Here is a 15,630-nt window from a genome sequence, read left to right on the forward strand (position 1 = left end):
TCCTCAAACGCCGGAGGGGCTGATTTTCAGCCCGTCCGGCGTTTGAGGACGAGGCCGTTCAGGCCGAAAGGGGGGTCTGGGGGCGCAGCCCCCAGGGACGGGAACGGGTAGGGGCGGCGGGGGCGAGAACATCCCCGCGTCAAAAGCCGCCGCACGCCGGAGCCCGGCACCCGCGAGTCCGGAGACTCGCCGGTGCCGGGCTCCCTCTTCCCCCGTGACCCCCGTCCACGGTGGCTCTGGGGCGGTGACGGCGGCGGAAGGGACGGCGGCCGCCGCTGCCGCGGCTATTCCGTCGCGATCGCGTTCAGCACGTTCATGCGACCCGCCCGGAACGCGGGCACAAGCGCGGCGAACAGTCCCACGAAGGCCGAGCCGATGAAGACGCCGATGATCGTCGGCCAGGGGATCTCCAGGACCTTCAGGCCCTCCAGGGCGAGGAGCTTCTGGGCGGTGGCGCCCCAGCCCATGCCCAGGCCGAGGCCGAGCAGCGCTCCGAAGAGGGCGATGACGACCGACTCCAGGCGGATCATGCGGCGGAGCTGGCGGCGGGAGAGGCCGATGGCACGCATCAGGCCGATCTCGCGGGTCCGCTCCACCACCGACAGCGCCAGGGTGTTCACGACACCCAGGACCGCCACGATGATCGCGAGGGCCAGCAGGCCGTAGACCATGTTCAGGAGCTGGCCGATCTGGTCCTTGAGCTCCTGCTTGTAGTCGGTCTGGTCACGTACCTGGTACTGCGGGTACGGGTCCAGGGCCTTCTTCAGGGCCGTGTACGCCGTCTTCTCCTGGCCCTCCTTGGCCGTGGCGAACATGATGTCGTTCGGCGGGATCTTGTCGGCCGGGACGTACTTCTCCATCGTGGCGATGCTCATGTACCGCGCGCCCTTGTCGATGGCCACGTCGTCGTTCGTGATCGCCGCGACCTTCAGCTTGGCGGTCTGGCCGCCCTTGAAGGCGACGGTCATCGTGTCGCCGACCTTCACGCCGTGCTTCTTGGCGTAGTCGGAGCCGAGCGCCATCGCGTCCTTGCCGTAGGCCGCCGACAGGTCACCGGCGGTCGTCTCGCGGCGCAGGTCGCTCGCGTACGTCGGGTCCGCGGCCGTCACGCTGCTGTCCTCGGTCTTGCCGTCGGGCGAGGTCAACCTGGCCTCGACCTCCTTGTAGCTGGTGACGTGCTCCAGCCCCGGCGTCGACTCGATGGCCTTCTGGGCCTGCGGCACGATCCGCTGGTTGCCCTGGACGATGAAGTCCGTGCCGACCGACTTGTCGAGCTCCTCGGTCGCGGAGGCCACCATCGAGGAGCCGACCACGGAGAGGCAGGCGACCAGCGCGAGGCCGATCATCAGGGCCGCGCCGGTGGCGCCGGTGCGGCGCGGGTTGCGCAGCGCGTTCCGCTCCGCCAGTCGTCCCACGGGTCCGAAGCCGCGCAGCAGGACCGCGCTGATGGCCCGGACCACGACGCCGGCGAGCAGCGGGCCGATGATGACGAACCCGATCAGCGAGAGCACCACACCGGCGCCGAGCATCAACGAGCCGTCCGCGGCCTTGTCGGCGCCGGCCGCCGTGAAGAGCGCGGCGCCGCCGGCTCCCGTGAGGAGGAGGCCGATGATGCCCCGGATCCAGCCGGCCTTGCCGTCGGCCGGCGTACCGGCGTCGCGCAGCGCGGCCATCGGGGAGACCTTGCCCGCGCGGCGGGCGGGCAGATAGGCGGCGAGCACCGTGACGACGACGCCGAGGACCAGGCCGATGACCGGGGTCGTGGTCTTCACCGTCAGGTCGGCGGTGGAGAGGTTCATGCCCGCCATCGACATGAGCTTCATCAGGCCGATCGCGATTCCGACACCAGCGGCGACACCCAGGATCGAGCCGATGACGCCGAGGAACAGCGCCTCGACCAGCACGGACCGGTTGACCTGCTTGCGGGACGAGCCGATCGCCCGCATCAGGCCGATCTCACGGGTGCGCTGGGCGACCAGCATCGAGAAGGTGTTGATGATCAGGAAGATGCCGACCAGGAAGGCGATTCCGGCGAAGCCGAGCATGGCGTACTTGATGACGTTCATGAACTCGCCGATGCCCTCGCGGTTCTCGTCCGAGAACTCCTTCTGCGTCTGGATCTTGTACGCCCCGGTGGCCTTCTCGGCACCGGCGAGCGCCGTGGAGACGTTCTGCTTGAGCTGCGTGTCGGTGACGCCCTGCGCCGCCGAGACGTTGATCTGCGTGAACCGGCCGGTGGAGCCGAGCAGTTCGCGCTGTGCGGTGGCGGTGTCGAAGTAGACGACGGCGGCACCGGGGTTGGTCACCTTGAAGGTGGCTATGCCGACGATCTTCGCCTTGAAGTCACCGGTGACGGCGATGGTGCGCAGCTCGTCACCCATCTTGAGGTCGTGCTTGTCCGCGGTGTCGGCGTCGACCATCACCTCGGTGGGCCCGCGCGGGGCGTGCCCGGAGGTGATCTCCATCGAACGCAGGTCGTTCTTCGTCCAGTTGCCCGCGATCGTCGGGGCGCCGGTGCTGGACCCCATGTTCTTGTTCTTGCTGTTGACGACGGTCACGTTCATCGAACTGACCGCGCCCTCGGCCGACTTGACGCCCTGTGCCTTCTGCGCCCGGGCGACGGTCGACGCGGGCAGCGACTCCGGCTTGCCGTTCTGCGGGGTGTCGTCGGCCTTGGCCGCCTTGGGGGAGACCGTGACGTCGGCCGAGGTCGTCGCGAAGAGCTTGTCGAAGGTCGTGTTCATCGTGTCGGTGAAGACGAGCGTGCCGCACACGAAGGCCACCGAGAGCAGGACGGCGACGGCCGAGAGGGCCATCCGCCCCTTGTGCGCGAAGAAGTTGCGCATCGAGGTCTTGAAGACGGTCATGACGTGCGCCCCCGGGCGTCGAAGTCCTTCATGCGGTCGAGGACGGCGTCCGCGGTGGGCCGGTACATCTCGTCGACGATCCGGCCGTCGGCGAGATACAGCACACGGTCCGCGTACGAGGCGGCCACCGGGTCGTGCGTGACCATCACGATGGTCTGGCCGAGCTCGTCGACCGAGCGGCGCAGGAAGCCCAGCACCTCGGCGCCGGCGCGGGAGTCGAGGTTTCCGGTCGGCTCGTCACCGAAGATGATCTCGGGCCGGGCGGCCAGTGCCCGGGCCACGGCGACGCGCTGCTGCTGGCCTCCGGAGAGCTGGTTGGGCCGGTGCTTGAGCCGGTCCTTGAGCCCGACGGTCTCCACGACCTGGGCCAGCCAGCCCTTGTCCGGCTTGCGGCCCGCGATGTCCATCGGGAGCGTGATGTTCTCCAGCGCGCTCAGCGTCGGCAGCAGGTTGAACGCCTGGAAGATGAAGCCGATACGGTCCCGGCGAAGCTGCGTGAGCTTCTTGTCCTTGAGGCCGGTGATCTCGGTCTCGTCCAGGAAGATCTGCCCGGAGGAGACGGTGTCGAGTCCGGCGAGGCAGTGCATCAGCGTGGACTTGCCGGAGCCCGAGGGGCCCATGATCGCGGTGAACTGGCCGCGTGCGATGTCCACGTCGACCTGGTCGAGGGCGACGACGCGGGTCTCACCGGACCCGTACGCCTTCACGACCTGCCGCGCCCGTGCCGCGACGGCCGTACGTCCTCCAGTGCTGCCGTGCCTGGGAATGGTTACAGCCGATGTCACGGTATGTCTCCTAAGTCGGACGCCCTTGAGGACGACGGGATCTGCGGTTGTCGTGTATGTCGTGCGGTCGCGTCGTGCGGTGTTCGTTCACACCGTGCGGTGACGGTGTTCGTTCACGCCGTGCGGTTACAGCGATAAGTCTGGTGGCGGCGGGTGGTCCACCGCGCTGGTGCCCAGCGCAGTCTTCTGCTGGGGTAAACCCCACCCCGGCAGGTGCGGTACGCCGCCCCCCAGCGGCATAAAGCCAGGTTAAGGAGCGGTTTCGCCCCTCTCCTCCTCCGGCGGTACGAACCCTCCCCGGGCCGTAGTACGGAGAGCCCCCTAGGGGATCTCCACCCTTCGGTGGACCCCCTCTCAGGGACGCCTCCACCCACCAGCCCCGGTCAGCGTCCGCCCTCCCCCGACGTGAGGATCAAGTGGGAGAGTGGCTTCCGGCAGATAGGTGCAGGGGGAAGGAATCCAGTGGGCCAGGGGGAAGACACCGAGATATCCGCCGCGAAGGAGGACGAGCCCGCCGCCGTGCGGGCCGGGGCCCGCGGCCGCCGAGCCGTCGTCGCCTCCCTCATGCTCTGCATGGGCCTGGCCGCACTCGACTCCACGATCGTGTCGACGGCCGTCCCGCAGATCGTCGGCGACCTGGGCGGCTTCTCCGTCTTCTCGTGGCTGTTCTCCGGCTATCTGCTCGCCGTGACGGTCACCCTGCCCGTCTACGGCAAGCTCTCCGACACCTTCGGCCGCAAGCCGGTGCTGATCGCCGGCTCGATCCTCTTCCTCCTCGGCTCCCTGCTCTGCGCGGTCGCCTGGAACATGGCCGCGCTGATCGCCTTCCGGGTCGTCCAGGGCCTCGGCGGCGGCGCCCTCCAGGGCACGGTCCAGACCCTCGCGGCCGACCTCTACCCGCTCGAACAACGCCCCAAGATCCAGGCCAAGCTGTCCACGGTCTGGGCCACCTCGGCGGTCGCGGGCCCGGCGCTCGGCGGGGTGCTCGCCGCCTACGCCGACTGGCGCTGGATCTTCCTCATCAACCTGCCGCTCGGCGCGGTCGCCCTCTGGCTGCTGATCCGCCACCTCCACGAGCCCCAGCGCGAACGAAGGACCACCGATCGCCCCCGCATCGACTGGGCCGGCGCGCTCACGGTCTTCGCCTGCGGCGGCGTACTCCTGACGGCGCTGGTGCAGGGCGGGGTGGCCTGGCCGTGGCTCTCGCCGCCCTCAATGGCCTTGTTCGGTACGGGACTTGTCCTGATCGCCGCTCTCGTCCTCATCGAACGCCGGGCCGCCGAACCGATCATCCCCGGCTGGGTCTGGCGCCGCCGCACCATCGCCGCCGTGAACCTGGCACTCGGCGCACTGGGCCTCCTGATGGTCGCCCCGACGGTCTTCCTCCCGACATACGCGCAGTCGGTGCTCGGACTCGCCCCGATCACCGCCGGATTCGTACTCTCCGTATGGACGTTGAGCTGGCCGGTCTCGGCGGCCCTCAGCCAGCACGTCTACCGTCGCATCGGCTTCCGCAACACGGCGATGCTCGGCATCGGCACGGCCACGCTGATCCTGTTCGCCTTCCCCTTCCTCCCGTACCCCGGCGAGGCCTGGCAGCCCACGCTCCTGATGCTCCTGCTCGGCGGCGCGCTCGGGCTCTTCCAACTCCCGCTGATCATCGGCGTGCAGTCGACCGTCGAGTGGAACGAACGCGGTACGGCGACAGCCTCCATCCTCTTCTGCCGCCAGACCGGCCAGACGATCGGCGCCGCCCTCTTCGGCGCGGTCGCCAACGGGGTACTGACCGCCCGGCTCGGCGGCGCGGGCGACCTGGACTCGGTGACCAAGGCGCTCGACTCGGGCACCCCCGGCGAGCACGTACGCCGAGCGGTCGCGGAGGCCGTCCACTCCGTCTACTTCGGCGCGGCCTGCGCGGCCGGACTCGCCTTCCTGGTCCTGCTGTTCGTGGCGCCGAGGCGCTTCCCGGTGATCAAGGACCCGGAGGACTGAGGGCGCGGTCTCCGCACGTACTCCGTACGTGCTCATGTCACCGATATGTCATCGGCATAGCGCTGTAACAGTCCTGAACGAGGCTCGTGGAGCACCTTCCGGCTCACCAGCAACTCACCCCCCACGTGGCCGGGTTCGATCGGACGATGTGCCCAGCCCACGCAAGTCGCGGGCCGAGGGCTGCGGGTGAGGAGACATTGATGACCCACGAAGCATCCAGACGCAACTTCCTGAGATCCGTCGGAGTCGCGGGCGGCGCCGGAATGCTCTACTCGGCGATGGGCGCGCTGGGGCTGGCCCCGGTCCCGGAAGCACGGGCGGAGGCGTACCGGCCGCCCCGGAAGAGCGACTTCACGCTCACCGGACAGAGCGGCAGGAACGGCAAGAAGGTCCTGATACTCGGCGGCGGCATAGCCGGCCTGGCGACCGCGTACGAGCTGGGCAAGGCCGGTTACGACTGCCGGATCCTGGAGGCGAAGGACCGCCCCGGTGGCCGCAACTGGACGGTCCGCGGCGGCACCACGCTGACCGACCTGGACGGGCGCACCCAGACGGCGTCCTTCTCCAAGGGCCAGTACATGAACGCGGGCCCGGCCCGGCTGCCGCAGTCCCATGTCACGCTCGAGTACTGCCGTGAACTGGGCGTCCCGCTTGAGGTGTTCACCAATCAGAACGCCAACGCGTACATCTACCACGAGAACAGCGCCGCCCTGGCGGGCAAACCGATCCGCTGGCGCACCGCGAAGGCCGACGCCTACGGATATGTCTCCGAGCTGCTCGCCAAGGCCACCGACCAGGGAGCCCTGGACAAGGATCTCACCGCCGCCGACAAGGAGCGGCTGATCGCGTTCCTGCAGAACTTCGGTGCCATCAAGGGCAAGGCCGACGGCTTCGCCTACACGGGCTCCGACCGGCGCGGCTACTCGGTCGAGCCGGGTGCGGCCTTCGAGGAGGGCACCGTGCTCGGCCCGGTGCCCTCGCTGTCGGACGTCATCGGGAGCGGCGTCGGGCAGCGCTTCTCCTTCGAGTTCGGCTACGACCAGGCCATGCTGATGTTCCAGCCGATCGGCGGGATGGACGCGATCCCGTACGCGCTGGCGAAGGCGATCGGCGAGGACCGGATCATCTACGGCGCCAAGGCGACGGAGGTCAAGGACCTCCCCGACGGTGCCGAGGTCGTCTACAAGGACGCGACGGGCCGAACCCGCAGCCGCCGCGCCGACTTCGTCGTGGCGGCGGTCCCGCCCATGGTCATGGCCCGCATCAAGCACAACCTTGGCGCGGACATCACCGCGGCGCTGAAGTACCCCGTCGCGACGCCGGTCGGCAAGGTGGGGCTCGAGTACCGCAGCCGCTGGTGGGAGACGGACGAGCACATCTACGGCGGCATCACGCCGACCGACACCGACCTGGCCACCATCTGGTATCCCTCGTACGGCTACCAGGGCCGCCGCGGCACGCTCATCGGCTACTACAACTTCGGCGCCAACGCCATCGCCTACAGCGACCTGCCGCACGCCGAGCGCGTGCAGCGGGCGGTGAGCCGTGGCGTCAGGATCCACGGCGAGAAGTACCGCACCGAACTCGACCGCTCCTTCAGCGTGGCCTGGCACCGCACGCCCCACATCGAGGCCGGCTGGGTGGGCTGGCCCTCGCAGACCGGCCCGGAATACAGGCTGTTGAACAAGCCCGCAGGACATGTCTACTTCGCCGGCGACTGGCTCAGCCATGTCATCGCCTGGCAGCACGGTGCGTTCACCTCGGCCCGCAAGGTCGTGACAGACATCCACGAAAGGGTGATGGCCGCATGAAGCAGATGAGGCAGATGAAGCGCATGAAGCGGCGTACGCAGATCCTTGCCGCCACGGCGCTGACGGGCGCGTTCCTGAGCGGCTCCGTCACGCTGGCCGACGCCCAGGGCTGGTGGTCGCCCGGCCCGAAGACGGTACGCGTGATGCTGCCCGAGGGGCAGACCAACCCGGCCATCGCGAACGGCGTGGCGACAGGCGGCGAGGTGGCCGTCTACCAGGGCAGCGGCCTCGGCCCGACCGCGCTCAACCCCAGCGCACCGGAGGGCACGCCCGAGCGGTACACCGACCCTTCGCTCACCGAGGGCGCCACGGGCGTCACGATCACCGAGGCCCAGGCCCTCGTCGTCCTGCGCAACATCAAGACCAACCTGGAGGCCGCGGGCCTGACCCCGGCCGACGTCATCACGATGAAGGCCTATCTTTCCAATCCGCCGGGCACGGAGATCGCCGACTACGCGGGCTGGAACCGCGCGTACCGGCAGTACTTCGCCAACATCGACCTGAAGTCGCACGAGGTCGTCCCGGTCCCCATGGGCACCTCACCCGCCAAGGCCCCGCTGCTCGCCAACAACGCACGCCCGGCCCGGGTGTCGGTGGAGGTCGCCTCGCTGCCCGTCCCGGGCTGGCTCGTCGAGGTCGAGGTGACGGCGAGGTACAAGAAGCGATAGCCGGCATCCCTGAGGCCTGCCCCTGAGACCCTGTCCGGGTACGGTCCGCCTCCCGCAGGAGGCGGACCACAGCCCCGCCCGTGTGTCCTTGAGCGATGGGCTTCAACAGGCGTACGGCGATGAAGGCGGGCCTCCTGACGACCGCGGTGTCGGCGACGGGGCTGAACCCGGCACGGGCACAAGGCACTTCGAGGGCAGCCGCGGTGCTCACGGTCCAGGGCGAGGCGGCGACACGGACCAACATCCCGGTCGTACGGGACCGCCGCGCGTCCGGAGGCAGATACCTGGCCCTGGCCACCACCAAGAAGCCCCCGCGGGCGGGCTGGTACGCGACATACGTCGTACACGCCCCGCAGCCCGGCCTGTACGCGCTGACCGCCGTCGCAACCTCCCCGGTCGAGGTACCGCACACCGAGACAACGGCCTCGTACCTCCAACTCTCCCTGAACAACGGCCCGTTCACGGAAACCGCCCGCTCCCAGCCGTACTGGTACGAGTCGAAACCCGCCTGGGGCGACCTCTCCGTCCTCGACCTCGGAGAACTCGAACTCCGGGGCGGCGACAACACGTTGACGTTCCGGGTGACCGAGCCGACGGTCCGGGAGGCCGGGACGGCGTACGCACTCTCGCTGGACCGCTTCACGCTGAGGCGGCGGAAGGGGGCGGGGCTCCGCGAGGTGTCAGTGGGCGAACGGGGCACGTACCGGCACGGAGAGCTCGCGCACCTGCGCCTACGACTCGACGGCAGCGCCGCCCAACCACACCGCGTGCGCTACAGCGTCACCGACTACTTCGGAAATCGGGCCTCCGAGGGGTACGCGACGGTCGCGACCGGAGAGACGACCGCGATCGTTGCCCTGCCTGAACTCCCCCCGGGCAACTACCGGGTCGAGGCCGCCGAGACGACGGGCCACTTCGCCTGTCTTCCCCCGCGTCCCGCCGTCACCGGCCCCGCCAACCGCTTCGGCGTCAACGTCTGGGCCACCTCCCTCGTACCCCCCTCCCGCCTGGACGCCTTCGCCGCCGCGATGCGGGACATGGGCGCGGGCTGGATACGGGACGGCCAGGCATGGCCCGCGGCCGAGCCGACACCGGGCACGTACGACACGGAACACCACGACCGGGTCACGCGGACGATGCGCCGCCACGGCCTGTCTCCTTTGGAGGTCATCTCGCCGGCTCCCGAGTGGGCCATGACGGCCGCCTCGCTGCCCCTCCCGGCGGACCTGCGCCACGCGTACCGCTACGCTCGCCGCCTGGCCTCCGGCCACCCCGCCGCCATCCAGCTCTCCAACGAGCCCGACGTGGACGTCACCAGCAGCACCGGCGATGCCCACGCGGCCTTCGTGAAGGCGGCGGCACTGGGCATCGCGGACACCCCCGACCCACCTCTCGTCGTCCTGCCGGGCATCGCGCAGGCGGGCCACTTCCAGGACCTCCTGCTGGCGAACGACGTCGTACGGTACGCGGACGTGTGGGCGTTCCACGGCTACCCGGACCCGGCCGAGCAGGACGAACCGGCCTTCCCGGGGGCGGCGGACGAGCAGCGCGAGCTGGCCGAGCGGCTCGGTGCGGATGACGTACCGCGGTGGATGACGGAGTGCGGCGCGTTCTTCCCGGTGCGGCCGGGCGTCGATCTCACACCCGCCCAACAAGCCGTCCAGGCACGCTACTTGGTCCGCTCGATGGTGCAGGGGCTGGCAGCGGGGAACGCCAGGCAGTTCTGGTTCGCGGGTCCGCCGCTCCACGACGACGGCGTGTACTTCGGGCTGCTGAGCCGGGAGTTCCAGCCGCTGCCCGCGTACAGCGCGTGCGCGGCGCTGACGTCGTTGCTGGGCGAGGCGCACTTCGTCGGAGCGGTGAGCGGGCTGCCCGCCGGGGCCGTCGGCTTCGAATTCGACTCGGGCCGGGGCGAGTCGGTGAGGGTGCTCTGGGCGGCGGAGCCGGTACGGGTGCCGGTCCCGGGGGCGACTGTGTACGACGTGATGGGCAGGCGGGCGACGACGGGCGCAGACACGGTGACCGTCTCCCGGGACCCGGTGTACGCGGTCGTCGAGGGCGCCCCTCGCGAGCAGCGCCCGGCCCCACACCACCGCCCTCCCCTCTCCCCCGCCGAACACATTGTCCTGAGCCAGCGCTACTCCGCCCGCAACGCCGCCCCCAACAAGGACAACGGCGACGCGGAACCCCCGCTGGGCTACCGCCTGTCACGCCGCACCCGAATGTCCCTGGACGTCTACAACTTCACCTCCACCTCACGGACGGTGATCGTGAACGCGCCGCGTCCCACCGGAGGTTGGTCGGCACGGGCGGAGGGTCCGACCCAGGTCGAGGTCCCACCCCAGGGACGTAAGACGGTCGACTTCACCGTCACGGCGGCCGGCGGGGTGAAGCGCCGGACCGACCACCACCTCGCGTTCACGGCGACCCTCGACGGCGACGAGGTGCCGCCGTCGGTGTCGCTGGTCCAACTCAAGTAAGCGGGCCGCACTTGGGGCATTGGCACAGCGGGTAACGCGTCGGCGACTCGATCGGCGGGGCCTCCCGCGCGGGCTCGTACGTCACGCGCGGGCCCCAGGTCCGTCCGCTGTCCCGGGAGACCCGGAGGGTGATGTACGGGCCGGGGGCCTTCTCATCCGTCGCTGCCACTGCCGCCGCCTTTCACTGTCTGTGTCGATCAGGACACAGAGTGGCGTCACCGTGGGTACGCTCGACAGATAGCGGAGCGTGACAAGCAAACCTGCACGTACGGGAGTTGCACACATGGCGATCGAGGACAATCCGCAGTCTCGGGTGAAGTACGGCGAGGAGCTGCGGCGGCTCCGCGAGGCGGCGGGCCTCACGCAGGAGGAGCTGAGCCAGCGGGCGGTGATGTCACGCACGCACATCGCCCACATCGAGGCGGGGCGGCGACGGCCGGACGTGGATGACGCGCGGCGGCTGGATCAAGTGCTGGGCACGGGTGGGTTCTTCGTACGGTTTCTGCCGACGCTGGATGGCAGGAAGGTGGCGGAACACTTCAAGGAGGCGCTGGAGTTCGAGGGCAAGGCGACGGTAATCAAGGAGTACGCACCGACACTGGTGCCAGGCATCTTGCAGACCAAGGCGTACGCGTACGAGGTGCTCAGTTCCGCCTATCCGCGCACGAGCGACGAGGAGCGTGACAAACTCCTGGCCACCCGACTCGAAAGAGCCCGGATTCTCGACAACTTCCACTCGCCCGAGGTCTGCGCGATGCTCGACGAGGCAGTGCTTCGGCGTGTGGTTGGCGAGAACGAGGTGATGTGCGAACAGCTCCGTCACATTGTGGAGTTGAGCGAGAGCCGTCGTATCCGCGTGCACGTACTCCCCTTTTCCGCAGGCGCGCACCCTCTGCAGGAGGGCTTCCTCACGCTTATGTGGTTCGCGGAACTGCCGCCCATCGCGTATGCGGAGGGAGTGAACAGCGGGCGGATCCTGGAGCTTCCGTCGGTGGTACGCGATTGCCAGGAGATCTACGATCATGTGCTGGGCGACTCCCTGTCGCACCGTAAATCCCTGGACCTCCTCAGGGCCGTCGCGGAGGATTATGAGCATGAAGCGCAACGAGCACAGCATCCCTGACGCCTCAGTGCTGACCTCCTGGCGCAAATCCACCCACAGCGGCGGAAGCAGCGGCTCCTGCCTGGAAGTCACCGACCCCGCCTCGTACGCGGCCTGGCGCAAGTCCACATACAGCGGCGAAAGCGGCGGCGACTGCCTCGAAGTGAACCACTCCGCCCTCCCCACCCGCATCCCCGTCCGCGACAGCAAGAACCCCTGCGGCCCCGCCATCACCTTCTCCGCCCCCGCCTGGACGGCCTTCGTCACCGCCCTCGGGCGAACCATGAACTGAGGCTTCGCGGGCGGCACACCAACTGGACATGAGGAATGGCGTGCCGCCCGTACGGGGATTCCCGCCGAGGAACTCCAGTCCCGTGGCCGAAACTCCGAGCTGAGTCCGAACTGCCCCTGGTCTACGCCGAGTTGGCGACGGACAAATCAGGAACAGAAGCACTACCCACGTAAACGTGGTTAACGACGGTAACACCCGAGGTCAGCGAAGTAAGCGCATACCGACCAGACAGTTTGGTGAAACGCTCGCGCAGCCCTGCTACCTGCGAGTAGCGTGCGTCCTCGCTCACCCCCCGCTCCCTGCGGTCCGCACCGGGCCCGAGCCACGCAAGGAGAACCGGGATGTCTTACGACACGTCCCCGTCGTACCCCGTTCCACCGCACCATCCGCCCCACAACTCGTCACCGTCCTACTCGACATACCCGTCGCAGCCGACGTATCCGTGGGCTCCGCAACAGCCGGAGCCCGAACCCGCCAGACAGCCGAACCGGCATCGCCACACCGCTCTGGGGCACCACAGCGACCTGCGGGTGCTGCGCACCGCGTACCGCTGGCAGCGGCGCGTGGCGACGCTGACCGCGCTCGGTTACTTCACGCTGTTCCTCGTCCTGTCCGCGTCGGCGCCGTCGTTCATGACGAGGGAGGTGGCCGACGGGCTGCCCCTCGGCCTGCTGCTGGGGCTGTTCCAGATGCCCGTCACCTGCGTGGCGATCGCGCTGTACGAGTACACGGCCCGCCGGGGCGTGGATCCGATCGCCGAGCGGATACGGAAGCAGGCGGAGCTGGACACCAAGCGGGCGGAGTCCGGCCGATGACGGGTTTCAGCAGTTCCGCCCAGGCGATGTCGCTCGTGGCGTTCACGGTCGTGGCGACCATCACGCTGCTGCTGTGCGTGATGACGGGCCCGGACCGGGACGACCTCGACGAGTTCTACACGGGGTACGGCTCCCTCTCCCCCATGCGCAACGGCCTGGCCATCGCGGGCGACTACATCTCCGCGGCCACCGTGCTCGGCACGGGCGGTGTGATCGCGTTCTTCGGGTACGACGGGGTCGTACTCGCCCTCAGTACGGCACTCTCCCTCATGCTGCTGATGTTCCTGCTGGCCGAACCCCTGCGCAACGCGGGCCGGTTCACCATGGGCGACGCGCTGGCACGGCGGATGCCGGGCCGGGCGGTACGCATCACGGCGTGCGCGGCGACGCTGGCCGCGCTGCTCCCGCTGATGCTGGTCCAGCTCGCCGGAACCGGCGACCTGCTGGCGTTCATCCTCGGCTTCTCCAGCGAAGGGCTGAAGACCGGCTGCATCATCGGGCTCGGCGCGCTGATGATCAGCTACGCGGCGATCGGCGGCATGAAGGGCACCGCCCTCATCCAGATCCTGAAGATCGTGATGCTGCTCGGCTCGGGCGCCGTCATCGCCGTACTCATCCTGAACAAGTTCGACTGGAACCTCGGCGGCCTGTTCGACCAGGCGGCGCGGAGCAGCGGGGCCGGATCCGCGTTCCTGAGCTCGGGGCTGCAGTTCGCGGGCGGCCCCAACCCCCGCCTGGACATGATCAGTTCGGAGCTGACGGTGGTGCTGGGCGGGGCCTGTCTGCCGCACATCACCATGCGCATGTACACGGCGGGCAGCGCGCGTCAGGTGCGCCGTTCGATGTCCTGGGCGGTGCCGGCCGTGGCGCTGTTCGTGCTGATCATCACGGTCGTCGGGTTCGGGGCGACGGCGCTGATCGGGCGGGAGGCGATCGCGGCGGAGGACCCGCAGGGCAACACGGCGTATCTGCTGGGGGCCCGGGCCGCGTTCGGGGCGGACGTCTCGACGGCCGAGACACTGCTGTTCACCACCGTCACGGCGGCGATCTTCCTGACGGTGCTCGCCTCTGTCGCCGGGATGATCCTCGCCTGCGCCAACTCCCTTGCCCATGACGTCTTCGCGCACGGCAGGAAGCAGTTGTCGCCGCGCCGGGAGATGACACTGGCGCGGGCGTCCGCGGCGGCGGTCGGCATCCCGGCGATCCTGCTGGCAACACTGGTCCAGCACCACAGCCTGCAGCCGCTGGTGACACTGTCGTTCTGCCTCGGCGCGTCCGCCATAGCGCCGGCGCTCGTCTACAGCCTGTTCTGGCGGCGGTACACCCGTGCCGGGCTGATGTGCACACTCATCGGCGGCTCGGTGAGCACGCTCGTTCTGATGACCGGTACGAATCTGGTGTCCGGGTCTCCCATTTCGGCCTTCCCCGGCCATGACTTCACCTGGTTCCCGTTCACCACGACCGGGATCGTCTCCATCCCCCTGGGCTTCCTCTTCGGCTGGCTCGGCACGGTGGCCTCAGGCCGGGGGGCGGCGGAGGAGCAGCGGAAGCAGTACGAGGCTGTGGAGGGGTGGATTCTTGCGGGGGCGGTGCGGCGGGACTGAGGGGTGGGGCTGAGGGGTGGGGCTGAGGCGTGTGTGTTGGCTGCGGGCCGGTGGGGGTTGTTCGCGCAGTTCCCCGCGCCCCTAAAAGAAAAGAGCAGGGGGCGCCCCCCTCTTTTTAGGGGCGCGGGGAACTGCGCGGCCCGCCCCCGCCGGGCCGCAGCCGACAACGCACCCTGGGCTACTCCGCCGTCGCTCGGCCCGTCAGGGCTGTGAGGCTGTTGCGGACGTGGGTCATGTGGGCGCTGACGTCGTCCCATTCGTCGCCGTGTTCGCGCAGGACGCGTTCCGTTTCGCGGGTGATGCGGTCCTCGTGGAGACGCGCCTCGGCGAGGAGTTCGGCGGCGCGGGCCTCGGCGTCCTCCTGGAGATGGCGGGTGGACTCGTGGGCCTCGGCGAGAGCCCGTTCGGCCTCGGCCAGCTCCGCCGCCGCGCGCGAAGCCCGCTCCTCGTGGCGCGCGTCGAGCGCCGCCTCCCGTTCGGCCGCCTCGCGTTCGACCCGCTCCCAGCGCTCGGCGTGTTCCTTCTCCTGCTCGGCGAGGAGCATCTCGCTGCGCCGTCTCGTCTCGCGCAGCGCGGCGAGCGCCTCACCGCGGTTCTCCTTCACGTCGCGCCGCGCGGCGATCCGCATCTCGTCGGCCTCGGCCTGCGCGGCGAGCAGCCGGTGCCGGATCCGCTCCTCGGCCTCCCCGCGCACCGCGTCGGCGTACGCGCCCGCGGCCGCGCGCAGTTGCCCGCCCGTCGCCTCGGCCTCCTCCACGACCAGCCGGGCCTCCCGCCGCGCGCCCTCGCTCACGGCCGCGGCCTCCTCCTCGCCCAGTTCGAAGAGCCGCCTGGCACGGTCGCCGAGCGTCTCGTACGTCTGGGGAGCCAGCCCCGCGACGACCTCGTGCAGCCGGTCGGCCTCGGTCTCCATCTCCCTGGCCAGGACGGTCAGCCGGGCGGCCCGTTCCCAGGCGGCGTCACGCCCCCGGGAGAGCGCCGCGGCGTACGCGTCGACCTGGTCGGGACGGTATCCGCGCCCCCGTACGGCCTCGAAGCCATGAGGCGACACCGATGCGTTGCTCATCCTCGAATCCCCTCTCCGGCGTACGACATGATTTGTCGCACATCTTGGCGGATCAGGCAGAAGCGTTCATAACGCGACACTCCGGACTTGCGTCAGGCAGGAATATGACGCAAAAGGGCCGGGCCCGGTCAACCGACCGGGCCCGGCC

The 15,630-nt window shown here is 69.6% G+C and carries 11 protein-coding genes; 8 read left to right on the top strand and 3 right to left on the bottom strand.

The window, feature by feature from the left end:
• Positions 1-284 precede the first annotated feature (284 nt).
• Positions 285-2,867, bottom strand: a complete 2,583-nt coding sequence (locus tag ACZ5VQ_RS47580; protein WP_469110466.1) for an ABC transporter permease — start codon at positions 2,865-2,867, stop codon at positions 285-287.
• The gene (locus ACZ5VQ_RS47585) at positions 2,864-3,652 is read right to left on the bottom strand and encodes an ABC transporter ATP-binding protein (RefSeq protein ID WP_306938518.1); all 789 of its coding nucleotides are present in this window, start codon (positions 3,650-3,652) and stop codon (positions 2,864-2,866) included. Before ACZ5VQ_RS47585 ends, ACZ5VQ_RS47580 begins: the two co-directional genes overlap by 4 nt.
• Before the next feature lie 486 nt (positions 3,653-4,138).
• Between ACZ5VQ_RS47585 and ACZ5VQ_RS47590 the strand changes: the two genes are divergently transcribed.
• The 8 genes from ACZ5VQ_RS47590 to ACZ5VQ_RS47625 all read left to right on the top strand — a co-directional run bounded on the left by ACZ5VQ_RS47590 (position 4,139) and on the right by ACZ5VQ_RS47625 (position 14,416).
• A complete protein-coding gene (locus ACZ5VQ_RS47590; protein ID WP_469110498.1) occupies positions 4,139-5,644 on the top strand; it encodes an MFS transporter in 1,506 nt (501 codons plus the stop codon).
• 200 nt (positions 5,645-5,844) lie between these two features.
• Complete coding sequence (locus ACZ5VQ_RS47595; protein WP_469110467.1) at positions 5,845-7,455, top strand: flavin monoamine oxidase family protein; 1,611 nt, start codon at positions 5,845-5,847, stop codon at positions 7,453-7,455.
• Positions 7,452-8,123 carry a Rid family hydrolase gene (locus ACZ5VQ_RS47600; RefSeq protein WP_469110468.1) on the top strand — a complete coding sequence of 224 codons (672 nt, stop codon included), beginning with the start codon at positions 7,452-7,454 and terminating at the stop codon, positions 8,121-8,123. The genes ACZ5VQ_RS47595 and ACZ5VQ_RS47600 overlap by 4 nt, the downstream gene beginning before the upstream one ends.
• 95 nt (positions 8,124-8,218) lie before the next feature.
• Positions 8,219-10,603, top strand: coding sequence for a hypothetical protein (locus ACZ5VQ_RS47605; protein WP_469110469.1), 2,385 nt, complete (start codon positions 8,219-8,221; stop codon positions 10,601-10,603).
• Positions 10,604-10,886: 283 nt separating this feature from the next.
• The gene (locus ACZ5VQ_RS47610; protein ID WP_469110470.1) at positions 10,887-11,726 is read left to right on the top strand and encodes a helix-turn-helix domain-containing protein; all 840 of its coding nucleotides are present in this window, start codon (positions 10,887-10,889) and stop codon (positions 11,724-11,726) included.
• The gene (locus ACZ5VQ_RS47615; protein ID WP_469110471.1) at positions 11,698-11,997 is read left to right on the top strand and encodes a DUF397 domain-containing protein; all 300 of its coding nucleotides are present in this window, start codon (positions 11,698-11,700) and stop codon (positions 11,995-11,997) included. The genes ACZ5VQ_RS47610 and ACZ5VQ_RS47615 overlap by 29 nt, the downstream gene beginning before the upstream one ends.
• 341 nt (positions 11,998-12,338) lie before the next feature.
• A complete protein-coding gene (locus ACZ5VQ_RS47620; protein ID WP_362087032.1) occupies positions 12,339-12,812 on the top strand; it encodes a DUF485 domain-containing protein in 474 nt (157 codons plus the stop codon).
• The gene (locus tag ACZ5VQ_RS47625; RefSeq protein WP_362087035.1) at positions 12,809-14,416 is read left to right on the top strand and encodes a sodium/solute symporter; all 1,608 of its coding nucleotides are present in this window, start codon (positions 12,809-12,811) and stop codon (positions 14,414-14,416) included. The genes ACZ5VQ_RS47620 and ACZ5VQ_RS47625 overlap by 4 nt, the downstream gene beginning before the upstream one ends.
• A gap of 178 nt (positions 14,417-14,594) precedes the next feature.
• Here the strand turns inward: ACZ5VQ_RS47625 and ACZ5VQ_RS47630 are convergent, their stop codons facing one another.
• Complete coding sequence (locus ACZ5VQ_RS47630; protein WP_469110472.1) at positions 14,595-15,482, bottom strand: cellulose-binding protein; 888 nt, start codon at positions 15,480-15,482, stop codon at positions 14,595-14,597.
• Between the last annotated feature and the right edge of the window lie 148 nt (positions 15,483-15,630).

Source organism: Streptomyces sp. NPDC033178 (genome assembly GCF_055577685.1).